The organism is Burkholderia sp. USMB20, assembly GCF_000949135.2.
Taxonomy (GTDB): domain Bacteria; phylum Pseudomonadota; class Gammaproteobacteria; order Burkholderiales; family Burkholderiaceae; genus Burkholderia.
Window position 1 is genome coordinate 1,025,463 of sequence record NZ_JTAN02000021.1, and the last position, 22,208, is coordinate 1,047,670.

18 protein-coding genes are annotated in these 22,208 nt (G+C 67.8%); 7 read left to right on the forward strand and 11 right to left on the reverse strand.

Features of this window, described 5'->3' with window-relative positions; all coding sequences use genetic code 11:
- Nucleotides 1-11 precede the first annotated feature (11 nt).
- Nucleotides 12-1,322: an MFS transporter gene (locus PL79_RS34895; RefSeq protein WP_044844932.1), complete on the reverse strand. Its 1,311-nt coding sequence runs from the start codon at nucleotides 1,320-1,322 to the stop codon at nucleotides 12-14.
- Between the two features lie 166 nt (nucleotides 1,323-1,488).
- Between PL79_RS34895 and PL79_RS34900 the strand changes: the two genes are divergently transcribed.
- Nucleotides 1,489-2,445: a LysR family transcriptional regulator gene (locus tag PL79_RS34900; RefSeq protein ID WP_044844933.1), complete on the forward strand. Its 957-nt coding sequence runs from the start codon at nucleotides 1,489-1,491 to the stop codon at nucleotides 2,443-2,445.
- A gap of 83 nt (nucleotides 2,446-2,528) precedes the next feature.
- Here the strand turns inward: PL79_RS34900 and PL79_RS34905 are convergent, their stop codons facing one another.
- The 4 genes from PL79_RS34905 to PL79_RS34925 all read right to left on the reverse strand — a co-directional run bounded on the left by PL79_RS34905 (nucleotide 2,529) and on the right by PL79_RS34925 (nucleotide 7,445).
- A complete protein-coding gene (locus PL79_RS34905) occupies nucleotides 2,529-3,587 on the reverse strand; it encodes a porin (protein ID WP_044844934.1) in 1,059 nt (352 codons plus the stop codon).
- A 177-nt stretch (nucleotides 3,588-3,764) separates the two neighbouring features.
- Nucleotides 3,765-5,195: a purine-cytosine permease family protein gene (locus tag PL79_RS34910; protein WP_044844935.1), complete on the reverse strand. Its 1,431-nt coding sequence runs from the start codon at nucleotides 5,193-5,195 to the stop codon at nucleotides 3,765-3,767.
- A gap of 316 nt (nucleotides 5,196-5,511) precedes the next feature.
- On the reverse strand, nucleotides 5,512-6,189 hold the full coding sequence (locus PL79_RS34920; RefSeq protein WP_044844936.1) for an SOS response-associated peptidase family protein: 678 nt from the start codon (nucleotides 6,187-6,189) through the stop codon (nucleotides 5,512-5,514).
- A 239-nt stretch (nucleotides 6,190-6,428) separates the two neighbouring features.
- On the reverse strand, nucleotides 6,429-7,445 hold the full coding sequence (locus tag PL79_RS34925; RefSeq protein ID WP_044844937.1) for an AraC family transcriptional regulator: 1,017 nt from the start codon (nucleotides 7,443-7,445) through the stop codon (nucleotides 6,429-6,431).
- Between the two features lie 136 nt (nucleotides 7,446-7,581).
- Here PL79_RS34925 and PL79_RS34930 point away from each other — a divergent pair, with 136 nt between their 5' ends.
- A complete protein-coding gene (locus PL79_RS34930) occupies nucleotides 7,582-8,556 on the forward strand; it encodes an alpha/beta hydrolase (RefSeq protein WP_044844938.1) in 975 nt (324 codons plus the stop codon).
- A 186-nt stretch (nucleotides 8,557-8,742) separates the two neighbouring features.
- Here the strand turns inward: PL79_RS34930 and lpdA are convergent, their stop codons facing one another.
- The 6 genes from lpdA to PL79_RS34960 all read right to left on the reverse strand — a co-directional run bounded on the left by lpdA (nucleotide 8,743) and on the right by PL79_RS34960 (nucleotide 16,200).
- Nucleotides 8,743-10,134, reverse strand: a complete 1,392-nt coding sequence (gene lpdA / locus PL79_RS34935; RefSeq protein WP_044844939.1) for a dihydrolipoyl dehydrogenase — start codon at nucleotides 10,132-10,134, stop codon at nucleotides 8,743-8,745.
- 5 nt (nucleotides 10,135-10,139) lie between these two features.
- Nucleotides 10,140-11,477 (reverse strand): dihydrolipoamide acetyltransferase family protein, encoded by a 1,338-nt coding sequence (locus tag PL79_RS34940; protein ID WP_044844940.1) that lies wholly within the window; start codon nucleotides 11,475-11,477, stop codon nucleotides 10,140-10,142.
- A gap of 1 nt (nucleotide 11,478) precedes the next feature.
- On the reverse strand, nucleotides 11,479-12,522 hold the full coding sequence (locus tag PL79_RS34945) for an alpha-ketoacid dehydrogenase subunit beta (protein ID WP_044844941.1): 1,044 nt from the start codon (nucleotides 12,520-12,522) through the stop codon (nucleotides 11,479-11,481).
- 2 nt (nucleotides 12,523-12,524) lie between these two features.
- Nucleotides 12,525-13,757, reverse strand: coding sequence for a 3-methyl-2-oxobutanoate dehydrogenase (2-methylpropanoyl-transferring) subunit alpha (locus PL79_RS34950; protein WP_044844942.1), 1,233 nt, complete (start codon nucleotides 13,755-13,757; stop codon nucleotides 12,525-12,527).
- 435 nt (nucleotides 13,758-14,192) lie between these two features.
- Nucleotides 14,193-14,819, reverse strand: a complete 627-nt coding sequence (locus tag PL79_RS34955) for a flavin reductase family protein (RefSeq protein ID WP_044844943.1) — start codon at nucleotides 14,817-14,819, stop codon at nucleotides 14,193-14,195.
- A gap of 232 nt (nucleotides 14,820-15,051) precedes the next feature.
- Nucleotides 15,052-16,200 (reverse strand): porin, encoded by a 1,149-nt coding sequence (locus PL79_RS34960; RefSeq protein WP_044844944.1) that lies wholly within the window; start codon nucleotides 16,198-16,200, stop codon nucleotides 15,052-15,054.
- A gap of 1,071 nt (nucleotides 16,201-17,271) precedes the next feature.
- Between PL79_RS34960 and PL79_RS34970 the strand changes: the two genes are divergently transcribed.
- From PL79_RS34970 to PL79_RS34990, 5 genes are all read left to right on the forward strand, one after another.
- Nucleotides 17,272-18,297, forward strand: coding sequence for a LacI family DNA-binding transcriptional regulator (locus PL79_RS34970; RefSeq protein WP_044844945.1), 1,026 nt, complete (start codon nucleotides 17,272-17,274; stop codon nucleotides 18,295-18,297).
- A gap of 65 nt (nucleotides 18,298-18,362) precedes the next feature.
- A complete protein-coding gene (locus tag PL79_RS34975) occupies nucleotides 18,363-19,391 on the forward strand; it encodes an ABC transporter substrate-binding protein (RefSeq protein WP_044844946.1) in 1,029 nt (342 codons plus the stop codon).
- Nucleotides 19,392-19,406: 15 nt separating this feature from the next.
- The gene (locus PL79_RS34980) at nucleotides 19,407-20,231 is read left to right on the forward strand and encodes an ABC transporter permease (RefSeq protein WP_044844947.1); all 825 of its coding nucleotides are present in this window, start codon (nucleotides 19,407-19,409) and stop codon (nucleotides 20,229-20,231) included.
- A gap of 10 nt (nucleotides 20,232-20,241) precedes the next feature.
- Nucleotides 20,242-21,138 carry an ABC transporter permease gene (locus tag PL79_RS34985; protein WP_044844948.1) on the forward strand — a complete coding sequence of 299 codons (897 nt, stop codon included), beginning with the start codon at nucleotides 20,242-20,244 and terminating at the stop codon, nucleotides 21,136-21,138.
- Nucleotides 21,139-21,162: 24 nt separating this feature from the next.
- Complete coding sequence (locus tag PL79_RS34990; protein WP_044844949.1) at nucleotides 21,163-22,194, forward strand: ABC transporter ATP-binding protein; 1,032 nt, start codon at nucleotides 21,163-21,165, stop codon at nucleotides 22,192-22,194.
- The last annotated feature ends 14 nt before the right edge of the window (nucleotides 22,195-22,208 follow it).

Genomic DNA, 22,208 nt, shown 5'->3' on the forward strand with positions numbered 1-22,208 from the left:
TTCGTTGAGTTTCAGCGCGAGCCGAGCGCTTCGGCGGCGGCCGGCCGGGCCGCGCGGCGCGCGTCGAGCGCGACGATGCAAAGCAGCGAGACGCCGGCGAGACCCGTGTAGAACACCGCGAGCGGCCACCACTGCCCCGCGAAGCGATGCGCGAGCCAGGTGCCGACGAGCGGCGTCAGGCCGCCCGCGATCGCGCCGCAGATCTGATAAGCGAGCGAGATCGCCGAATAGCGCACGTGCGCGGGAAACACGCCGCTCACGAAGCCGGCGATCACCGAATAGAAACCGGCCATGCAGACGACCGCGAGCGCGATGCCCGCGACGAGCGACGCGGACGTGCCGCCCTGCACGAGCATGAACATCGGGTACGGCGACAGCATCGCGAGCAGCGCGGCGATCTTCAGGAAACGCGCGCCGCCGATGCGCTCGGCGATCCACGCGGCGATCGGCTGCGCGATGAACTGGATGATCGCGACCGCGAACAGGCTGTCGAGGATCAGCGAGCGCGACACGCCGACGTACTGCGTCGTGTACGCGATCATGAACGTGTTGGTGAAATAGACGCCCGCGATCCCGATCGTGTTCGCGCCGATGCAGAGCAGCACGAGCCCCGATGCGGAGCGGAACACTTCGGCGACCGGCAGCTTCACGGTACGGTTCGTCTCCTTCACGCGCGCGAACTCCGGCGACTCGTTCACGCCGAGCCGGATCAGGATGCCGACCACGAGCAGCACCGAGCTCGCGAGGAACGGCAGGCGCCAGCCCCAGGCGAGGAAGTCGGCCTTGTCCATCGACGTGACCGCGCGGAACGCGACCAGCGACAGGATCAGCCCGGCCGGGCTGCCGAGTTGCGCAAACGACGCGAAGAAGGTGCGGCGACCCTGCGGCGCGTGTTCGCCCGCCATCAGCACCGCACCGCCCCACTCGCCGCCGACCGCGATCCCCTGCACGACGCGCAGCGCGACCAGCAGCACCGGCGCGAGCATGCCGACCTTCGAATAGTCGGGCAGCAGCCCGACGCAAACGGTCGCGACGCCCATCATCATCAGCGTCGTCATCAGCGCCTTCTTGCGGCCGATGCGATCGCCGAGGTGGCCGAACACGATGCCGCCGAGCGGGCGCGCGAAGAAGCCGACCGCGAACGTCGCGAACGACGCCATCGTGCTGACGAAGCGGTCATGCGACGGGAAATAGAGTTCCCCGAACACGAGCGCGGCGGCGGTCGCGTAGATGTAGAAGTCGTACCACTCGATCATCGTGCCGATGAACGCGGCCGTCGCGGCACGCGCCGGCTGGCGGGCGGAAGGAAGGGACTGGGTCATGCGGGCTCCTGGCGCGCGCCGCGGCACGCGCGATATCGTGATGGCCGGCCATCTGTCGCGGCCTCGCGCCGCACGGTGCGGCGCCCCTCCTTTATCGGCGACCGCACATCATTAGTCAAATTTCAAGTTATTATTTCGCGTATAAATTCAGCTAATGACTGACCCGATGCGCGCCGACCTCGCCCCCTTCCTCAACGACCGCCTCGACTGGAACCTGCTGCGCACCTACCTGGTGATCATGCAGGAGCGCAGCGTGAGCCGCGCGGCCGCGCGCCTGCACGTGACGCAGCCGGCCGTGAGCCAGGCGCTGCGGCGGCTCGAGGAGGCCCTCGAGCGCAAGCTGATCGAGCGGCGCGGCGCGCACTTCGCGCCGACGCCGGCGGGCGAAGCCGTGTACCGGATCGCGAGCGACATCTACGGCGGCGTGTCGCGGCTCGAAACGGAGCTCGACGACAGCACGGCCGACCTGACCGGCTCGATCCGGCTGCTGACGGTGAGCCGCATCGAGTCGCCCGTCTACGACGAATTCCTCGCCGACTTCCATCGCGCGTATCCGCGCATCGACCTGCAGATCGAGGTGATGCGCTCGTCGGACATCCTGTCGTCGCTGCTGCAGAAGACGGCCACCGCCGGGCTCGGCCTATGCCGCACGCCGCACGACAAGCTGGAGATGCGCTGCTTCCTGCGGCAGCGCTACGCGATCTACTGCGGCCGCCATCACCGGCTGTTCGGGCAGACCCAATTGCGGATGGACGACCTGCTCGCGGAAAACTTCGTGTCGTTTACGAGCGACCAGATCGGCGACAGCCTGTCGCCGCTCACCGTGTTCCGCGACCAGAAGGGCTTCACCGGACGCATCGTCGCGTCGTCGCCGAGCCTCGAGGAAGTGCGGCGGCTGATCTTCGCCGGTTACGGCATCGGTTGCCTGCCGGAGCACATCGTGCGCGACGACATCGCGCAGCAACGCCTGTGGCGACTGCCGCCTGACGAGGGCCTCGTCGACGTCGACGTGTTCCTGCTGTGGCATCGCGACCGCAAGATGAACGCTGCGGAGCAGGCGTTCCTCGACGCAATGGAGCGCTGCATGCAGCGTCATTCGCTCGCGGAACGGCTGGGGATGTAGGCGCGCGCATGCAGGCACGCGATTGCGCGCACCCGTGACGGGAAACAGGCGCCAGCCCGCGCGGCCCGGCGCCCGATGCACCGTCAGAAGCGATGCACGATGCCGAGCTGCACGCCGCGCGCATTCGCGCCCGGATACGCGAGCGGCAGGCCCGGGTTCGCCGCGCCGGCGAGCGTGTAGCCAGCCTGGTTGCGGTTGCGCAGGTACGACAGCGCGCCATAGAAGCTCGTGCGCTTCGACAGGTCGTATTCGTACATCAGCCCGAACTGGTCCGCGTTGTCGCCCTGCGACCTCTGGTCGTGCAGGTACGCATAGCCGAGCGCGACGTAGTTCGCCGGATTGAGCTGGTACTTGACCGACAGCCCGTACACGCGCGAATCGATCCCGAGGTCTGCCCACTTCACCGCGGAGAAGCCGCCGTACACCGTCGCCTTGCCGATTGCGTACGACGCGCCGGCCATGATCGTGCGATCGGTCGTGGTCGCGGTCTTGTTCTTCAGCCACTGGCCCGCGACGAATGCCGCGAACGGCCCGTGCTCGTAGGTCACGTCGAACTGCTGGCTCGAGCCAGCCGAGCGCACGCCGCCCGCGTCGCCGAATCCGAAATACAGCCCGGCCTGGAAACCGGCGATCTCGGGGCTCTGGTACGACAGCGTATTGCTGGTGCGGAACGCGAACACGGTCAGGTTGTCCATGCCGGACGCCTGCGTGACGCCGCCGAACGCGTCCTGCCCGCCCTGGTCGTTGAACAGCGGCGAATTCTGGCGGCCCGCACGCACCTTGCCCCACTGCCCCGCGATGCCGACCCACGCCTGCCGGTTGAACATGCTGCCCGAGCTTGCCAGCGAACCGTCGTTCGGGTTGAAGCCGTTCTCGAGCGCGAACTCGATCTTCTGGCCGCCGCCGATGTCCTCGCCGCCCTTCAGCCCGAAGCGGCTGCCCCACTGGCCGCCCGAGCCGATCGCCGCCGTGTAGCCGTTGCCGGTATTCACGTACTGCGCGAATTCGTCGATCACGCCGTACAGCGTGACGCCGTCCTGCGCGAGCGCGGCGCCCGACCCACCCAGGCATGCGGCCGTAACGGCCATGCGAAGACCGGCATGCGCCGATCGCGCCCGGGAACGAATGTCTCGTGCGTTCATCTGCTTAGTCCTACTATTCAATGAAAAGAGAATGGAACGACGCCGGGCACGGTGGTCTGCCATGCCGGCATCGCGGATAACGAAGGTGAGGTACGACGCGGCTGCCGGTCGAGCCGGGCTCGCGGCGGCGGGCCGCTCAGGCCGGCTGCTAGCCGGCCCGGCGGACGACGCGATGCGTCAGTGATGAACCTCGCCGCGTTCGAGCGGCAGGATCAGGCGCTCGGGGATGCTGCGCCGCGACGCACGCGCGCCGACGTAGTACAGCACGGCCGGCACGATGAGGCCGAGAATCCACGAGATGTCGGTGCCGCCGAGCGCGTCGACGAGCGGGCCCGTGTAGATGTGCGTCGACATGAACGGCAGCTGCACCAGGATGCCGACCACGTAGATCGTGATCGCCATCACGTTCCAGCGGCCATAGCGGCCATCCGGATCGGACAGCGCCGGCACGTCGTAGCGCGAGCGCGTGAAGCAGTAGTAGTCGACCAGGTTGATCGCGCTCCACGGCGTGAAGAACGCGAGCAGGAACAGGATGAACGCGGTGAATTCCTTCAGGAACGAATGGCGGCCGGCGAGCGCGATCAGCGTCGACACGCAGATCATCCCGAAGATGTACACGAGACGGCTCTTCGACGACACCGCGCCCTTGCCGCGGAAACCGCTGACGATCGTCGCCATCGACATGAAGCTGCCGTACGCGTTGAGCGCGGTCACCGTCACCTTGCCGAACGCGATGCTGAAGTACAGCAGCGCGGCCACGGCGCCCGTCGAGCCGAGGCCGACGATATACGACACCTCGTGGTGCGCGAACTGGCTGCCGGCCAGCGCCGCCGCGAACACGCCGAACACCATCGCCGCCTGCGCGCCGATCACCGAGCCGAGGCCGACCGCGAGGAACGTGGCGACCGACGACGTCGAGCGCGGCAGGTAGCGCGAGTAGTCGGCGACGTACGGGCCGAACGCGATCTGCCACGACGCGGACAGCGACATCGACAGCAGGAAGCTCGCGAGCGAGAAGTGCCTGTTCGCGAGCAGCGCGCCGACGTCGTGGTTCGCGAACAGCTGCGTGAACATGTAGACGAACGCGACGATGCCGATCACGCTCGCGATCCGGCCGACGAAGTGGATCGCGCGATAGCCGAACACCGTCAGCACGACGATCACGGCCGCGAACAGCAGGATGCCGGCCGCGTCGTCGACGTGCAGCAATTGTGCGACGGCCTGCCCGGCGAGCACCGAGCCGCTCGCGGAAAAGCCGATGTACATCAGGCACACGAGCACGATCGGGATCATCGCGCCGTAGACGCCGAACTGCACGCGGCTCGAGATCATCTGCGGCAACCCGAGCTGCGGCCCCTGCGCGCCGTGCAGCGCCATCACCGCGCCGCCGATGAACTGGCCGAGCAGCAGCGCGACCAGCGACCAGAACACGTCGCCGCCGAGCACGACCGCCAGCGCGCCCGTGACGATGGCCGTGATCTGCATGTTCGCGGACAGCCACAGCGTGAACTGGCTCAGCAGTCCGCCGTGGCGTTCGGCGTCGGGAATGAAATCGATCGAGCGTACCTCGATCAGACCGCCGGCTTTTCCACTGGGATTCGTTGACACGGGTAAATCTCCAAGATACTGAGGATCACAAATGGTTGGGACGAGACGGAAAACGTGCCGAGCCGCCCTTTCGGCTCGTCGGGTGCGGGGCGCCGTGGATCGCCGGCATGCGCCACGCACGCACGGTCAGCACGCTGGCGCGCAATGGGCACGACGTGTGCCGACATTGCCAGCGGATGATCTTGTATATACAACTTGGCTGATATCGGTGATTACCCGGAATCCGGGAATTTTGGAAATCGTCTGAGAAAACGGGATACGTCCGACCCGCGGAGCAGTCGGTTGTGCGTATGACAAATGCATGGAAAACGAAAGCTCAGGCGCCGGCGGGCGACACGGGATCGGGTGCGGCGACCATGTCGGCCGCAGGAAGGAGTGTCAGCATGCGCCGCACGGCCTCGACGTCGCGTGCATGCAGCCATTCGTCGTAGTCGTCGCGACGCAGGATCACGACGCCCCGCTTCTCGTCGCCGGGCCGATGCATGCGCGCGAACACCGGATGATCGTCCGCATTGACCGTGAGCATCGTCATGCCGATCCGCTCGTGGCCGTCGGCCGCTTCGTAGCGCCGCCAGAGGCCGGCGACGCAGCACGGTTGCCAGCCGTCGACGCCGATCCGGTGCCACACGTTGCGGCCCGTCTCGTAGCACGGCTCGAAGATCCAGCGCGCCGGAATCAGGCAGCGCTGGCCATTGCGCCAGGCGTTGCCGTAGAGTCGCGACTCACCGACCGTCTCCGCGCGCGCGTTCACCGTATCGAGCTTCTTTCGCTTGCGGCCGCGCTCGTCGAGACGCTCGGGCTGCATGAACTTCGGCCAGAAACCGAACACCGCGCTGACGACCGCGAGACCGTCGCCGTCGGCACGTGCGATGGGCGCCGCATAGTCCGGATACACGTCGGGTTCCCACGGGTCGCGGCGAAACAGGTCGCCGATGCCGATCCTCAGCTCGCTGATGCCCGGGTCTTCATCGGGGGCGCGGTAGTGGGTACACATGGTTGGGCAGACGATGGACGCGATGTCTTCATCGTAGGTCAGCGCGCACGCCACGGTTGCGCGGTCGCCTGGTATGACGAAACAGTCTTGCGAGAGCGCTTTCGGCGGTCACCGCCCGCCGCGGCTCAGGCGAGCTGCTCCGATCCGACGACAATCCGTGCGAGGCCAGTGAATCGGCGTGGAACCGCCACGATGAACGGTTCGCGCGGGAGGGTCAACCGCAACCCGCATCCCGCCCGCTACGCGCCCGTTCCGGCCAGCCGCGACACGCTCGGCGCGACACCGGTCCAGCGCTTGTACGCCTGCGAGAACGACGACATGTCGCTGAACCCCAGTTCCTCCGCGATTTCCTTGATCGACAGCCGCCCTTCGGCGATCAGCGTCTGCGCACGCGTCCTGCGCACCGCATTCGAGATGTCGCGGAAGCACGCGCCCTCTTCCCGCAGCCGGCGCTTGAGCGTGCGCTCGCTCGTGTTCAGCAGCGTCGCGATGTCCTTCAGCTGCGGCGGCCGGTCGAACGGCCGCGTAGCGAGGTATTCGTTCAGGAACGACACGAAGTCGACGCGCGTGCGCCGGCGCGAGACCAGCTCCGCGCACATGCGCTCGCACATCGCGGCGGTCGCGGCGTTGGCCTGCGGCAACGGCCGTTCGAGCTGCGCATGCCCGAACGTGATCGCATTGCCGGGCCGCCCGTACCGGACCCGCGTGCCGAGTACCTGCCGGCCGCCCGGCTGCGCGTCATACGCGACGTCGAACGTCGCGAGTTCGAACGCGTCGCCGGTCACGTCGCGCAGCACGCGACAGGTCGCGCCCATCGCACGCTCGACGAAGAAGCGCTGCAGCGGCGTCGACAGTTCCGGCGACGCGTCGAATACGATCGCGTCGTGTCGACCGGCGCGACGGTACGTCATCCCGACGAACGTATAGGTCAGCGCCAGATAGCGGCCGGCGAGCGCAACGGCGTCCATGCCGGTCGCGCTGCTCAGCAGCCCGTACCCGAGCAGCCCGTAGGCCGACAGCTGATACGACAGGCCGACCGTCAGGCCGACGCCCGGCTCGTCGCCTGTCAGCGCGAGCAGGTTCGACGCGACCGTCAGTTCCTGCGCGGTCAGCACCGTGAAGTCCGGATCGGCGAGCTGCTTCAGCGTGAGTTGCGAGCCCTTCAGCAAGGCCGCCGGCGCGATCGCACGCGCTCGCCCGAACGCGATCATCAGCAGGACGGAAGCCGGGCTGCGGGCAAAGTTCCAGACGTTCATCGGACGCCTCGTGACGTGTGTTGGCCTAGATTCTAAAGCGGTTGGCCCACGCCAGCATGGCCGGCGACCGGCCGCCGGATCAAGATGGGCTCCATCGCAACCCGCCCTTTCGTGCAATCGACCGGAGTCCGCCGCCATGTCCAAGACCTATGCCGACCAACCCGTCTGGCGTGCCATGCAGGCATTCCTGCCGTCCGACTTCCAGTGGACCGCCGACCGCGAGCCGAATGAGGCATGGTGGCGCTGGAACGGTCATCGCCTCCACCTCGACACGTATCGCGATCCTCTGGCGAAAGTGAAGGTGATCCTGTTCCATGGCGTCGGTACCAACGGGCGGCAGATGTCGATGATCGTCGGCGAGCAGCTCGCGCGACGCGGCTACGAGACGATCGCGGTGGACATGCCCGAATACGGGATGACCGAAGTGGCGCGCGGCGCGCTCGTGCGCTACGACGACTGGGTGCGCGCCGGCAGCGACCTGATCGACGCGGAGCGCGCGAAGGACGATCGCCCCATCGTGCTCTACGGGCTGAGCGCGGGCGGCATGCTGACCTATCATGTGGCCGCGCTCAACGGCAGGGTCGACGGCATCGTCGGCATGACGTTCCTCGATCAGCGCCTTCGGCAGGTGCGCGACGAAACCGCACGCAACCTGTTCATGAGCCGGGTCGGCGGCCCGATGACGCACTTCACCGCGAAGACGCCGCTGCGCGCGATGCGCATCCCGATGTCGCTCGCGAGCAAGATGCACGCGCTCGTCAACCGCGACGACGCGCTGAAGGTGTGGCTGTCCGATCGCACGTCGGCCGGCAACGCGATGACGATGGCCTTTCTCGATTCGTACATGTCGTATCGGCCGGCGATCGAACCGGAGAACTTCCGCGTCTGCCCGATCCTGCTCACGCAGCCGGCCGCGGACCGCTGGACGCCGAAGCACCTGAGCGAGCCATTCCTCGCGCGGATCCGCAACGTGCCCGTCAAGGTCGTGATGCTCGACAACGCCGGCCACTATCCGCTCGAACAGCCGGGACTTGCGCAGATGGTGGACGCGATCGATGCGTTCTATCGCGACGTGACGGCGCAGCCCGCGCACACGCGGGTGCCTTCGTGACCTTCCGCGGCAAGGCCCGCATGCGCAGCCTCGACGTTGATCGATCGTCGGCGACCCGGATATTGCCGGCGCGACAAGCAACATCGAATCCGGCGCGAGAGACCCGACGCCGACGCCTGCGACCCGCGCACGCAAAAAAGCCCCGCCGTGGCGGGGCTTCGATCAGCCGCACGGGTCGGCACATGCTCACACGTGCAGCGCATGTCCCAGCGCGCGCAACGCCGCCTCCTGCATCGCTTCGCCGAGTGTCGGATGCGCGTGGATCGTGCCGCCGATGTCCTCGAGCCGCGCGCCCATCTCGAGCGACTGCGAAAACGCGGCGGCCAGTTCCGACACGCCGCGCCCCACCGCCTGCCAGCCGACGATCAGGTGCGTGTCGCGCCGCGCGACGACGCGCACGAAACCGTCGGTCGCCTGCAGCGTCATCGCGCGGCCGTTCGCCGCGAACGGGAACGACGCGCTGATGCAGTCGACACCGGCCGCCTTCGCGTCGTCGGGCGACCAGCCGGACGTGACGACCTCGGGATCGGTGAAGCACACGGCCGGGATCGAGGCCGGCGTGAACTTGCGGCGCCGTCCCGCGATCAGCTCGGCCACCATCTCGCCTTGCGCCATCGCGCGATGCGCGAGCATCGGCTCGCCGGCGACGTCGCCGATCGCCCATACGTTGCGCATCGACGTCCGGCATTCGTCATCGATGCGCAGCGCGCGACCGTTGCGATCGAGCGGCATCGATTCGAGCCCGAAGCCGTCGACGCGCGGCCGGCGACCGACCGCGACCAGCACGCGATCGGCCGGCAGGGTTTTCTCCGCGCCGTCGGGCGCCTGCACGCGCACCGCGCCGTCGCTCGCGAGGCCCAGCACCTTGTGGCCCGTCCATAGCCCGACGCCGAGCCGCGCGAGCGAATCTGCGACCGGCTTCGCGAGTTCCGCGTCGTATGCAGGCAGCACGCGCTCGGCCGCCTCGACGATGCTGACGTCGACGCCGAGCTTGCGATAGACGAATCCGAGTTCGAGCCCGATGTAGCCGGCACCGACGACGACCAGCCGCTTCGGCAACGACGCGGGCGACAGCGCCTCGGTCGACGAGACGACGTGCGCGCCGAACGGCATCGACGGCAGTTCGACCGGCTCCGAACCCGTCGCGAGCAACAGGTGCTCGCAGGCGATCCGCGTCGTGTGGTCGCCGGCGACGACGTCGACCGTCTTGCCGTCGACGACGCGCGCGTCGCCGTGCAGCACGCGCACGCCGTGCTTCTTCAGCAGCGCGCCGACGCCGCGCGTGAGCCGCTCGACGATGCCGTCCTTCCATGCGACGCTTTTCGCGATGTCGATCTCCGGCGCGCGCACGCGAATCCCGAGCATCCCCTCGCCGGCCTGCCCGCGCGCCTGCTCGAACGCGTCGGCGACGTGGATCAGCGCCTTCGACGGAATGCAGCCGATGTTCAGGCACGTGCCGCCGAGCCGGTCGCGCTCGACGAGCACCGTCGGAATGCCGAGCTGCCCCGCGCGAATCGCGGCGACGTAACCGCCCGGCCCGCCGCCGATCACGAGCAGCGTGGTGTGTTCGTTCTTCATCGGGCTCACTCCACGAACAGCAGCGCCGGGCGCTCGAGCACCTCGCGCACGGCCTGGATGAATTCGGCCGCGTCCGCGCCGTCGACGACGCGATGGTCGAACGACGACGACAGGTTCATCATCTTGCGCGCGACGATCGCGCCGTCGCGGATCATCGGCCGCTCGACGATCCGGTTCACGCCGACGATGCCGACCTCGGGATGGTTGATGACCGGCGTCGACACGATGCCGCCGAGCGCGCCGAGGCTCGAGATCGTGATCGTCGAGCCGGTCAGCTCGTCGCGCTGCGCGCGGTTCGCGCGCACCGCGTCGGCGAGCCGCGCGATTTCCGCCGAGATCGACCATACGTCGCGCGCCTCCGCATGACGCAGCACCGGCACCGTGAGGCCGCCGTCCGTCTGCGTCGCGACGCCCATGTGCACCGCGCCGTATTGCGTGACGACACCGGCTTCGTCGTCGTAGCGCGCGTTGATCTGCGGGAAGTCGCGCAGCGCGATCACCATCGCGCGGATCAGCAGCGGCAGCGGCGTGAGCCGGCCGCGCGTGTCGCCGTGGCGCCGGTTCAGCTCGGCGCGCAGCGCTTCGAGCTCGGTGACGTCGATCTCCTCGACGTAGCTGAAGTGCGGAATGCGGCGCTTCGCTTCCTGCATCTTGCGCGCGATCGCGCGCCGCAGGCCGATCACCGGCACCTCGGTTGCGTCGTTGCGCTCGGCGTAGCCTCGCGCTTGCGATCCGCGCGCAGCGCCCCCGCCCGTGCGCGCATACGCGTCGAGGTCCGCGTGCAGGATCCGCCCGGCCTCGCCGGTGCCGCGCACGTAGCGCAGCTCGATGCCCATGTCCCACGCGCGCTGGCGCACCGCCGGCGACGCGAGCGGCCGTTCGCCCGGCGCGAGCGCCGCGCGCGGCGCCGCCGCATGTTCCGCGCGGCGCGGCTCGGCCGGCGCGCGGGACGCGGCGTGCGTCACCGCCTTCGACGACGCATGTGTTTCGGATCCCTCAGCGATGGAAGATGACTCGGCAGGCACGTCGACCGCCGCCGCTCGCCGCGTCGCATCCGGGCCTGCATCGTGTGCTTTCGCGCCCGATTTCAGGTTGCCGTCGCCTTCGACTTCGAGACGAATCAGCTCGCTGCCGACCGCCATCATCTCGCCGATCCGGCCGCCGAGCTCCAGCACCTTGCCCGCCACCGGCGACGGAATCTCCACCGCCGCCTTGTCGGTCATCACATCGGCGAGCGGCTGGTCTTCGGCGATCGTCTGCCCCGGTTGAACGTGCCAGGCCACCAGCTCGACCTCGGCGATCCCTTCGCCGATATCCGGCATCTTGATGACATGAATCCCCATCTCAGGCCTCCATCACGCGGCGCAACGCTTCGCCGACCCGGGCCGGCCCGGGGAAATACGCCCATTCCTGCGCGTGCGGATACGGCGTGTCCCAGCCCGTCGTCCGCTCGACCGGTGCCTCCAGATGGTAGAAGCAGTGTTCCTGGACGAGCGACACCAGCTCCGCGCCGTAGCCGCAGGTGCGCGTCGCCTCGTGCACCACCACGCAGCGGCCGGTCTTGCGCACCGACGCGACGATCGTGTCGAGATCGACCGGCCACAGCGTGCGCAGGTCGATCACTTCCGCATCGATGCCGGTCTCCTCGGCAGCCGCCAGCGACACGTGGACGGTCGTGCCGTACGTCAGCACCGTCACGTCGTTGCCGGGCCGCACGACGGCGGCCGTGTCGAGCGGCACCGTGTAATAGCCGTCCGGCACCTCGCTGCCCGGATGCTTGAGCCACGATGTGACCGGACGCTCGTGATGGCCGTCGAACGGCCCGTTGTACAGGCGTTTCGGCTCGAGGAAGATCACCGGGTCGTCGTTCTCGATCGACGCGATCAGCAGTCCTTTCGCGTCGTACGGATTCGACGGCATCACCGTGCGCAGTCCGCAGACCTGCGTGAACATCGCCTCCGGGCTCTGGCTGTGCGTCTGGCCGCCGTAGATGCCGCCGCCGCACGGCATCCGGATCGTCATCGGCGCGGTGAACTGGCCCGCCGAGCGATAGCGCAGCCGCGCGCCTTCCGACACGATCTGGTCGGACGCCGGGTAGAAGTAGTCCGCGAACTGGATCTCGCAGACCGGCCGCAAGCCATACGCGCCCATCCCGACCGCAGCACCCACGATCCCGCCTTCCGAGATCGGCGCGTCGAACACGCGCGACTTGCCGTACTTGGCCTGCAGCCCCTCGGTGCAGCGGAACACGCCGCCGAAGTAGCCGACGTCCTGCCCGAACACGACCACGTCGTCGTCGCGGCCGAGCATCACGTCCATCGCGGAGCGCAGCGCCTGGATCATCGTCATCGGCTGGGCCGACGCCGTCGTTGTTTCATGTTGCGCCATGATCACGCTCCCAGTTCCTGGCGCTGACGGCGCAGATGCGCGGGCAGCTCCTTGTACACGTCGTCGAACATCGAGGCCGGCGACGGAATCCGATCGTCGGCCAGCGTCCCGAACTTCTCCGCTTCCTTCTGCGCGGCGATCACCTCGGCTTCCAGTTCGGCCGTGAGCGCGTCGTGCGCGCTGTCCGACCAGATGCCCTTCGCGATCAGGTGCTGCTTGAAGCGGGCGATCGGATCGCCGAGCGGGAAATGGGCCCAGTCGTCGGCCGGCCGGTATTTCGTCGGATCGTCCGACGTCGAATGCGCGCCGGCGCGATAGGTCACCCACTCGATCAAGGTCGGGCCGAGATTGCGGCGCGCGCGTTCGGCGGCCCAGGTCGACGCCGCGTAGATCGCGAGGAAGTCGTTGCCGTCGACGCGCAGCGAAGCGATGCCGCAGCCGACGCCGCGCCCGGCGAAGGTCGTCCCCTCGCCGCCCGCGATCGCCTGGAACGTCGAGATCGCCCACTGGTTGTTGACGACGTTCAGCACGACCGGCGCGCGATACACGTGCGCGAACGTCAGTGCAGTGTGGAAGTCGGCTTCCGCGGTCGCGCCATCGCCGATCCAGGCGGACGCGATCTTCGTGTCGCCCTTGATCGCCGACGCCATCGCCCAGCCGACCGCCTGGATGAACTGCGTCGCGAGATTGCCGGAGATCGAGAAGAAGCCGGCTTCGCGGTCCGAGTACATCACCGGAAGCTGGCGCCCCTTCAGCGGGTCGCCTTCGTTCGACATCAGCTGGCAGATCATCCGTTCGAGCGGCACGTCGCGCGCGATCAGGATGCTTTGCTGGCGGTAGGTCGGGAAGCACATGTCGCCGTGACGCAGCGCCATCGCATGCGCGGCGCCGATCGCCTCTTCGCCGAGGCTCAACATGTAGAACGAGATTTTCTTCTGACGCTGCGCGATCATCATGCGCGCGTCGAAGATGCGGGTCTTCAGCATCGCGCGCATCCCGGCGATCAGGCGCGCATCGTCGAGATCCGGCGCCCACGGGCCGAGGGCTTCGCCGTGATCGTCGAGCACGCGCACCAGGCTGCGGGCGAGATGGGCGGTGTCCGCCGGCGCTACGTCGATCGGCGGGCGGCGAACCGCGCCGGCCGGCGATAGATGCAGATAGGAAAAATCCGTCTTGCAGCCCGGGCGCCCGGTGGGCTCCGGCACATGCAGACGCAATGGCTCTGACAGGCTCATCGTGTCGTCTCCACGCTCGATTGTGTCTCACGCTGATAAAGGCGCGCGGCCGGTTGCCGGCTCACGCGCAGGCTGGCGCGCGGATAAGCACGCCAACCTTGGGAATGTATGCCTTGCCGTGCCGGACGTCGATGCCCAACCCGCTCGTTCGGGGTGAGCAGATTTGCCATGGCGGCGACGATGGGCGAGCGGCGTTGCCGGTGGGTTTGAAGGACGGTTGCGTGTGCTGCGTTGCGTCAACGCGTCGGCGAGCGCGGAATCGATGCGCGTCTGTCACGCGTGTCGGAGGGTACGAAGCGAAAGACCCCGCGAAATCCTGGATTTCGACGGGGTCTTTTGCTTCGTCGGTGCGCGTCCGCGTGCTTCAGCGCTCACGCGCTGGATCGTTCCGGCGCGCGAAGGCGCGAAGGCGCGATGCGTCGATGATGCGATGCATCACGCGTCGGGGCGCGCGATGTCGAAGCGGCTGTCGGGCGTCACGTGCACGTATGCGGACGGGCCGCCCGCGCGCAGAATGATGCCGGCGCCGAACGTGTCGAAGAGGCCGTCCTTCAGCAGGTCGTGACGGATATGCACGGCGACGACCTCGCCCAGCACCAGCGTGGCCGGCGTCTCGACGCCGCGGTGGTCGCGCAGCCGGATCACGTCGGTCACCTTGCATTCGAAGTTGACGCCGCTTTCCGCCACGCGCGGCACGCCGACGAGGCGCGACGCAATCGCGGTCAGGCCGCCGAGTTCGAATTCGTTCACGCCGTACGGCACGGCGGCACAGGTCTGGTTCATCCGGTCGGCAAGGTCGCGCGTCGCGAGGTTCCAGACGAACTCACCGGTTTCCTGCACGTTGCGCAGGCTGTCCTTCGCGGCGGTACTCGAAAAGCCGATGATCGGCGGACGATAGTTGAATGCGTTGAAGAAGCTGTACGGCGCGAGGTTGAGCGTGCCGTCGTTGCCGCGGGAGGAAATCCAGCCGATCGGGCGCGGGCCCACGATCGCGTTCAACGGATCGTGCGGCAGCCCGTGGCCTTGCGACGGTTCGTAATAGTGGTAGTTCGAATCGGTCATGGCGGGTGGTCTTGCGGGAGGGAAACTGCGTTGAAGTCCGTCGGCGGGGCGCGTATGCCGATGGCGGCAAACGTGTCCGGCGCGACGCGCGTGCCAGTATCACATGGCGCCGGTTTCGGTGTCGGCTTCGCCGCAGTGAGGCGCCCCGCTATCGGGTCCCGCCGCGACGATCCGTTCGATGGGCCCCGGGATCGCTCGCGCAACCATGCAGTCTCCGCGAACGGCACGGGCGTCAGAAATGATGCAGCAGCGCGACACGCGCGACGTATTGATTCGGGCCTGACGAGATATCGGCGGCGCCCGGAACGTACGCGTAGTCGAAGTCGGTTCCAGTGTGCGCGTTCAGCGCATGCTGATAGACACCTTCGACGAATACCGACGTGCGTTTCGACAAGTCGTAGTTCAGCTTCGCGCTCAGTTGATGCCACTTCGGATTGAACGAGCCGACCGTCGACGCCACGCGGGCCTGGGTGTACGTGTATGCCGCGCCGACGTAGAACGCGGTCGTGAAGTGATAGAGGCCGTTCACCTCGAAGTTGTCGAATTTCCACGACTGCCACGCACCGCCCGCCGGCTGCGTCGTACCGGTGAAATACGCGTTCGAAGTCGGATCGTAGACGTCGACGTGCGAATACGTGAATCCCACGAGCGCATTCGAGAACGCGTAATTCACGCCGATGCCGATGTTCTGCTGCGACGACGCATCGAACGTGTTGTCGCCGGTGATCGCGCCGGTCGAATCGGCATTGCGTGCGTTGTTGATCTTCAGATACGACGCGCCGACCGTCAGCCCGCCCTGCTGGTATTGCAGCGCGGCGCCATAGAGACGGTTGTTCGCGAAGCCGCCCGCCTGATTGCTGAAGCCATACATCGCCTCCGCGGTAACACCGTGCCACGCGGGCGACACGTACTTGACCGCATTGTTCACGCGGAACGAGTAGTCGGTGTTGTCGTTGTCGTACGGATGCGAGAACAGGTAGCCGGTCCAGTTGCCGTTTGCGGTGAGCGGCGAGAAGATGTCGACGCTCGGATCGTACTGACGACCGAACGTCAGGGTGCCGTATCGGTCCGACGCGATGCCGACGAACGCCTGACGGCCGAATTCCCGGCCGCCCTGGCTCATTTTTCCGTTGTTGACGTCGAAGCCGCTCTCGAGCGTGAAAATCGCCTGGTAGCCTGCGCCGAGGTCTTCGGTGCCCTTGATGCCCCAGCGGCTGCCGTAGTCGTAGCCGCTTTGCAATTGCACGGTGCCGTGGCCGCGTGCGTTGCTCGTGTAGTTGATACCGTCCTCGATCTTGCCGTACAGCGTCACGCTGCTTTGTGCATGCGCCGCGGCAGCAAGCAAGGCGGCGGGTGCGATGATCCCCAAACGCATGTTCATGACGATTTACCCCCAGGTCTTTTGTTTGCTGGTCGCAACGGTTGCGTGCTGCGAAGGTGCGTCGCGTCGATGTTTCCCGGCGATGCGACGGGCGCAGTGTAATGAGCCGTTTTTCTGCTGTTAGCGGCCTGCAGCGGAAAGGTGCTCTCCAGAACGCCGGCTGTTTTTCGGCGCGGAAAGCGGATAGCCGGGTGTTGAAGCGCGCCTCATTCGGGCGACGAGCGGACGCCTGAAGCAAATCGCGGGGAATCGATATTTCAATCGCCGGTACGTTTGCGTTTGGCCAGCGCGGGGGAGCTACAGGAACAGGCCGCCGCCATCGAAGCAGGACCTGAAAAACAAAAAACCCGCGAGCGGCTGGTTTCTCGCGGGTTTTCGGAACTTCATGGAATCGCACGGAAGCGATCTTGGTGCCGGGGACCGGACTCGAACCGGCAAGCCAGTTAAGGCGGCGGATTTTCGTCACACTGCTTCTTTCAAAGCCGGCGTCGTCGAAACGAAGCCGTTCGTGCGCTGGACTATGCCTTCGCCGTCGCGCGCGGGCGGTGTTGCCGCTCGTGCGCCTTAGGCGCCCCCCGTCTAGTCTCTACACCTTCCTCGCCGCAGTCGTACCGCGAGGCTTGGCTCGGCGTTGCCTCGACGCACGGCGCGCGTCAGGGGTTTCACCGAATTTGAAGGGTTCTGCACCGGTCGTTTCCGGCCGGGCACTCAATCGTTTAAGTCCGCTATGTTTACCAATTTCATCACCCCGGCAAAAGGGCGGACGCGATTCTACCATTGCTTGCACATGCATTAGCTGATTCGCGTGCATTGCATCGCGATGCAGCATGTCGGCCTGCCCTGTCCACACCCGAACCCGAGCACCGCAATCGACGTCGGCGCGACACCGTCGCCGATTTCCTCCCGCGCCGCAGCATCCGCCGATACAATCGAATCCGCCCCGCTCGCCGGGCGCCAACCGTCTGATGTTTGTATCGCAGTTTTTACGAAACAGACGTCTCGTCAGTCATCGCGAAGTCACAAACGCTTTCGATAATTCTCCCGTCGAAAACGTTTACATCGCGTAACTTCATGCCCCCGACCATCAAGGACGTCGCCGCGCTCGCCGGCTTCTCGATCGCCACCGTCTCGCGTGCGATCAACGCGCCGCATACCGTCAGCCCCGCCACGCTGGCGACCATCCGCACCGCCATCGACACGCTGCAGTTCCGCCCGAGCCCGCTCGGCCGGCAGTTGCGCGGCGAGCGCACGCGGCTCGTCGGCGTCGTCCTGCCGACGCTGTCGAACCCGGTATTCGCCGACTGCCTGCAGGGCATCGACGAACTCGCGACCGCGGCCGGCTTCAAGCTGATCCTGATGACGACCGAATACGACGCGGCGCGCGAGCGCCACGCGATCGAGACGCTGCGCGAGCAGCGCGTCGAGGGGCTGATCCTGACCGTCGCCGATGCGGACACGCATCCGCTGCTCGACATGCTCGACCGCGACGGCCCGCACTACGTGCTGATGCACAACGACACGCAACGCCGCCCGTCGGTGTCGGTCGACAACCGCAGCGCCGCCTACGACGGCGTGCGCATGCTGACGGCACGCGGTCATCGCCGCGTGCTGATGCTGGCCGGTTCGCTCGCCGCGTCGGATCGCGCTCGCCAGCGCCATCTCGGCTACGCGCAGGCGCTCGAGGAGGCCGGCGTCGCGACGCTGCCGCCGGTCGAGGTCGACTTCAACGCGGCCGAGCTGCCCGACGCGGTGCTCGCGCACCTCACCGCGCGAGCCACGCGCCCGACCGCCCTCTTCTGCAGCAACGACCTGCTCGCGATGGTCGTGATGCGCGGCCTGCGCCGCGCGGGCTTCTCGATTCCCGACGACCTGTCGGTGCTCGGCTTCGACGGCATCGCGATCGGCGAGCTGCTCGCGCCGCCGCTCGCGAGCGTCGCGACGCCGAACCAGGACATCGGCCGTCATGCATGGCAGCGCCTCGTCGAGTGCATCGGCGGCGCGACGATCGAGCGCACGTCGCTGATCCTGCCGCATACGGTACGCGACGGCGCGACGGTCGCGCCGCCGGCCGCCGACCTGCAGTTGCACCAAGCCTGAACGCGCGCGCCGCGCCATCGTGCACGGCGCGCGCAAGCTACCCCGACCCCGCCCGGAGATCCATCGTGTCCTTTCGCCTGACCTCGCTGCTGCGCGTGCTCGCAGCCCCCGTCGCCTGCGCCGCGCTCGTCGCGTTCGCACCCGCGGCCCATGCCGACGAATCCGCGATCTGCTACAACTGCCCGCCCGAATGGGCCGACTGGGCCGCGCAGATCGCGGCGATCAAGCAGAAGACCGGCATCCGCGTGCCGTTCGACAACAAGAACTCGGGCCAGGCGATCGCGCAGCTGATCGCCGAGCAGAAGAGCCCGGTCGCCGACGTCGTCTATCTCGGCGTGTCGTCGGCGTTCCAGGCGAAGGACAAGGGCGTGATCGCGCCGTACAAGCCCGCGCACTGGAACGACATCCCCGCGAACCTGAAGGACCCGCAGGGCTACTGGTTCGCGATCCACTCGGGCACGCTCGGCTTCTTCGTGAACAAGGACGCGCTCGACGGCAAGCCGGTCCCGCGCTCGTGGGCCGACCTGCTGAAGCCCGAATACAAGGGGATGGTCGGCTACCTCGATCCGTCGAGCGCGTTCGTCGGCTATGCAGGCGCCGTGGCCGTCAACCAGGCGCTCGGCGGTAGCCTCGACGACTTCAAGCCGGGGCTCGACTGGTTCCGCAAGCTGAAGGCGAACGCGCCGATCGTGCCGAAGCAGACCGCGTATGCGCGCGTGCTGTCCGGCGAGATTCCGATCCTGCTCGACTACGACTTCGACGCGTATCGCGCGAAGTACAAGGATCACGCGAACGTCGAGTTCGTGATTCCGAAGGAAGGCACGATCGCGGTGCCGTACGTGATGAGCCTCGTGAAGGGTGCGCCGCACGACGCGAACGGCAGGAAGGTGCTCGACTTCGTGCTGTCCGACGAAGGCCAGAAGCTGTGGGCCAATGCGTACCTGCGTCCGGTGCGCGCGCAGACGCTCGGCGCCGACGTCGCCTCGAAGTTCCTGCCGGCGAGCGAATACGCCCGGGCGAAATCGGTCGACTTCGGCAAGATGGCGGCCGGCCAGCAGGCGTTCGGCCAGCAATACCTGCAAGTGATGCAGTAAGCGCCGGACCACGCCATGCTCGACCTGACTTTCCCGCTGCGCTGGCGCGTCGCCCTCGTCGCGCCGGCGCTCGCGGTGTTCGCCGCGTTCTGGCTGCTGCCGATGGCGGCGCTCGTGCGGGTGTCCGCCGACGGCGCGTTCTTCACGCAATACGCGGCGCTGCTCGGCAACGCGCGTTACATGACGAGCCTCGGCGAAACGATCGCGTTGTCGGCCGGCGTCACGCTCGCGACGCTGGCGCTGTCGACGATCTCGGGCCTGCTGCTCGCGCGCCGCGAATTCGCCGGCAAGCGCGTGCTGCTCGCGCTGCTCACCTTTCCGCTCGCGTTCCCGGGCGTCGTGGTCGGCTTCATGGTGATCATGCTCGCCGGCCGGCAAGGGCTGATCGGCATGCTGTCCGCGAAGCTGACCGGCGACAAGTGGGTGTTCGCGTATTCGGTTGCCGGGCTGTTCGTCGGCTACCTGTACTTCTCGATCCCGCGCGTGATCGTCACCGTGATCGCGGCCGCGTCGAAGCTCGACGCGTCGCTCGAGGAAGCCGCGCGCTCGCTCGGCGCGTCGCCGTGGCGCATCTTCGTCGACATCGTGCTGCCGGCGCTCGCGCCGGGCCTGGTCGCGGCCGGCGCGATCTGCTTCGCGACCGCGATGGGCGCGTTCGGCACCGCCTTCACGCTCGCCACCGACCTGAACGTGCTGCCGATGACGATCTACACCGAGTTCACGCTGAACGCGAACATCGCGACGGCTGCCGGCCTGTCGATCGTGCTCGGCATCGTCACGTGGGCCGTGCTCGCGCTCGCGCGCCGGTTCACCGGCCACACCGCCGCCGCCGCGGCCTGAGGATTCCTTCATGCAATCGCTTTCCGGTTCGTCCGCGCCGTCGCCGGCGCCCGCTCCGTCGCACGCGAACGGCGCCGCCCGACGCGCGCCGCGCGTGTCGGGCGCGCGCGCGATCGCCGCGCTGCAATGGGGCGTCACGCTGCTGCTGTGCGCGTTCCTGATCGTGCCCGTCGTGATGTCGGTACTCGCGGGCCTCACCGTCAACTATTTCCGCGGGCTGTCGAGCGGCCTCACGCTGCGCTGGCTCGAACAGGTGTGGCAGCAGTACCAGGGCTCGGTCGCGCTGTCGCTCGGCGTCGCGTTCGCGACGCTCGCGATCGTGCTCGCCGTCGGCGTGCCGGCCGGCTATGCGCTCGCGCGCAGCAAGAGCCGCGTCGCCCGCGTGATCGAGGAAGCGCTCGTGCTGCCGGTCGCGCTGCCGGGCCTCGCGTCGGCGCTCGCGCTGCTGGTCGTGTACGGCGGCTTCACCTCGTTCCGGATGAGCCTGTGGTTCATCGTCGTCGGCCACGTCGTGTTCACGCTGCCGTTCATGGTGCGCGCGGTCGCGGCGGTCGCCGCCGGCGCCGACCTGCGCACGCTCGAGGAAGGCGCGGCGAGCCTCGGCGCGTCGTTCGTCACGCGCTTCGTCACGATCGTGCTGCCGAACCTGCGCCCCGGCATCGTCGCGGGCGCGCTCGCGGTGCTCACGCTGTCGATCGGCGAATTCAACCTGACCTGGATGCTGCATACGCCCGACACGAAGACGCTGCCCGTCGGGCTCGCCGATACCTATGCGTCGCTGCGCCTCGAAGTCGGCAGCGCGTACACGATCGTGTTCCTGCTGATGACGCTGCCGCTGCTCGTCGCGATGCAGTGGCTCGGCGTCGATCCGTCCGGCACGCGCGCGCTGAAGCGTCGCCCGCGCTGACCCTGCGCTGACCTTACCCTTCCCATGAAACTCGATTCCACCCCCATCACCCTGACCCGCTGCGCGAAGACGTTCCGCGGCACGCGCGTGCTCGAACCGCTCGACCTGTCGATCGGCGCGGGCGAGACGCTCGTGCTGCTCGGCCCGTCGGGCTGCGGCAAGACGACGACGCTGCGCCTGATCGCGGGCCTCGACACGCCGGATGCCGGCGGCACGATCCGGTTCGGCGGCGACGACGTGACCGCGCTGCCGATCGAGCGCCGCCAGGTCGGCATGGTGTTCCAGAACTACGCGCTGTTCCCGAACCTCACGGTGCGCGGCAACGTCGGCTACGGACTGAAGATCCGCAAGACCGAGCCGCGCGCGCTGCGCGAACGCGTCGACGAGCTGCTCGCGATGATGCGGCTCGACGCGCATGCGGACAAACCCGTCGATCAGCTGTCGGGCGGCCAGCGCCAGCGGGTCGCGCTGGCGCGTGCGCTCGCGGTGCGCCCTCGCGTGCTGCTGCTCGACGAGCCGCTGACCGCGCTCGACGCGAAGCTGCGCGACGTGCTGCGCCGCGAGATGAATGCGCTGTTGCGCGAGCTCGGCGTGACGACCGTCTACGTCACGCACGACCAGGCCGAGGCGATGGAGCTCGGCGACCGGATCGTCGTGATGGGCGCGGGCCGCATCGAGCAGATCGGCACGCCGCGCGACATCTACTACCGCCCGGCGAACCGTACGGTCGCGCAGTTCATCGGCACGCTGAACCGGCTTGCAGGACAATGGCAGGACGGCGCGCTCGTGACGACGGGGGGCTCGATCGTCACGCCGCACGCCGCCGACGAGTGGTTCTTCCGTCCGGAGGATGCGCAGCTCGCCGATCCCGCGCATGCGCCGCTGCGCGGCGCGATCGGCGCGTGCGCGTTCCTCGGCGAACGCACGCGGCTCACGATCGAGCATGCGGCACCCGACGCGCTCGTGATCGACGTGCCGGGCCGCATCGAGCTCGCGCGCGGCACGGCGGTCGGCCTCACGATCGCGCCGGAAGGCCTGATCGCACTCGCCGCGTAACACCGCCCCACGAT

Excerpts from the sequence above, each read along its gene's own strand:
- PL79_RS34895 (WP_044844932.1), bottom strand. The coding sequence starts at position 1,322 with ATGACCCAGTCCCTTCCTTCCGCCCGCCAGCCGGCGCGTGCCGCGACG.
- PL79_RS34900 (WP_044844933.1), top strand. The coding sequence starts at position 1,489 with ATGCGCGCCGACCTCGCCCCCTTCCTCAACGACCGCCTCGACTGGAAC.
- PL79_RS34905 (WP_044844934.1), bottom strand. The coding sequence starts at position 3,587 with ATGAACGCACGAGACATTCGTTCCCGGGCGCGATCGGCGCATGCCGGT.
- PL79_RS34920 (WP_044844936.1), bottom strand. The coding sequence starts at position 6,189 with ATGTGTACCCACTACCGCGCCCCCGATGAAGACCCGGGCATCAGCGAG.
- PL79_RS34925 (WP_044844937.1), bottom strand. The coding sequence starts at position 7,445 with ATGAACGTCTGGAACTTTGCCCGCAGCCCGGCTTCCGTCCTGCTGATG.
- PL79_RS34930 (WP_044844938.1), top strand. The coding sequence starts at position 7,582 with ATGTCCAAGACCTATGCCGACCAACCCGTCTGGCGTGCCATGCAGGCA.
- lpdA (WP_044844939.1), bottom strand. The coding sequence starts at position 10,134 with ATGAAGAACGAACACACCACGCTGCTCGTGATCGGCGGCGGGCCGGGC.
- PL79_RS34940 (WP_044844940.1), bottom strand. The coding sequence starts at position 11,477 with ATGGGGATTCATGTCATCAAGATGCCGGATATCGGCGAAGGGATCGCC.
- PL79_RS34945 (WP_044844941.1), bottom strand. The coding sequence starts at position 12,522 with ATGGCGCAACATGAAACAACGACGGCGTCGGCCCAGCCGATGACGATG.
- PL79_RS34950 (WP_044844942.1), bottom strand. The coding sequence starts at position 13,757 with ATGAGCCTGTCAGAGCCATTGCGTCTGCATGTGCCGGAGCCCACCGGG.
- PL79_RS34955 (WP_044844943.1), bottom strand. The coding sequence starts at position 14,819 with ATGACCGATTCGAACTACCACTATTACGAACCGTCGCAAGGCCACGGG.
- PL79_RS34960 (WP_044844944.1), bottom strand. The coding sequence starts at position 16,200 with ATGAACATGCGTTTGGGGATCATCGCACCCGCCGCCTTGCTTGCTGCC.
- PL79_RS34970 (WP_044844945.1), top strand. The coding sequence starts at position 17,272 with ATGCCCCCGACCATCAAGGACGTCGCCGCGCTCGCCGGCTTCTCGATC.
- PL79_RS34980 (WP_044844947.1), top strand. The coding sequence starts at position 19,407 with ATGCTCGACCTGACTTTCCCGCTGCGCTGGCGCGTCGCCCTCGTCGCG.
- PL79_RS34985 (WP_044844948.1), top strand. The coding sequence starts at position 20,242 with ATGCAATCGCTTTCCGGTTCGTCCGCGCCGTCGCCGGCGCCCGCTCCG.
- PL79_RS34990 (WP_044844949.1), top strand. The coding sequence starts at position 21,163 with ATGAAACTCGATTCCACCCCCATCACCCTGACCCGCTGCGCGAAGACG.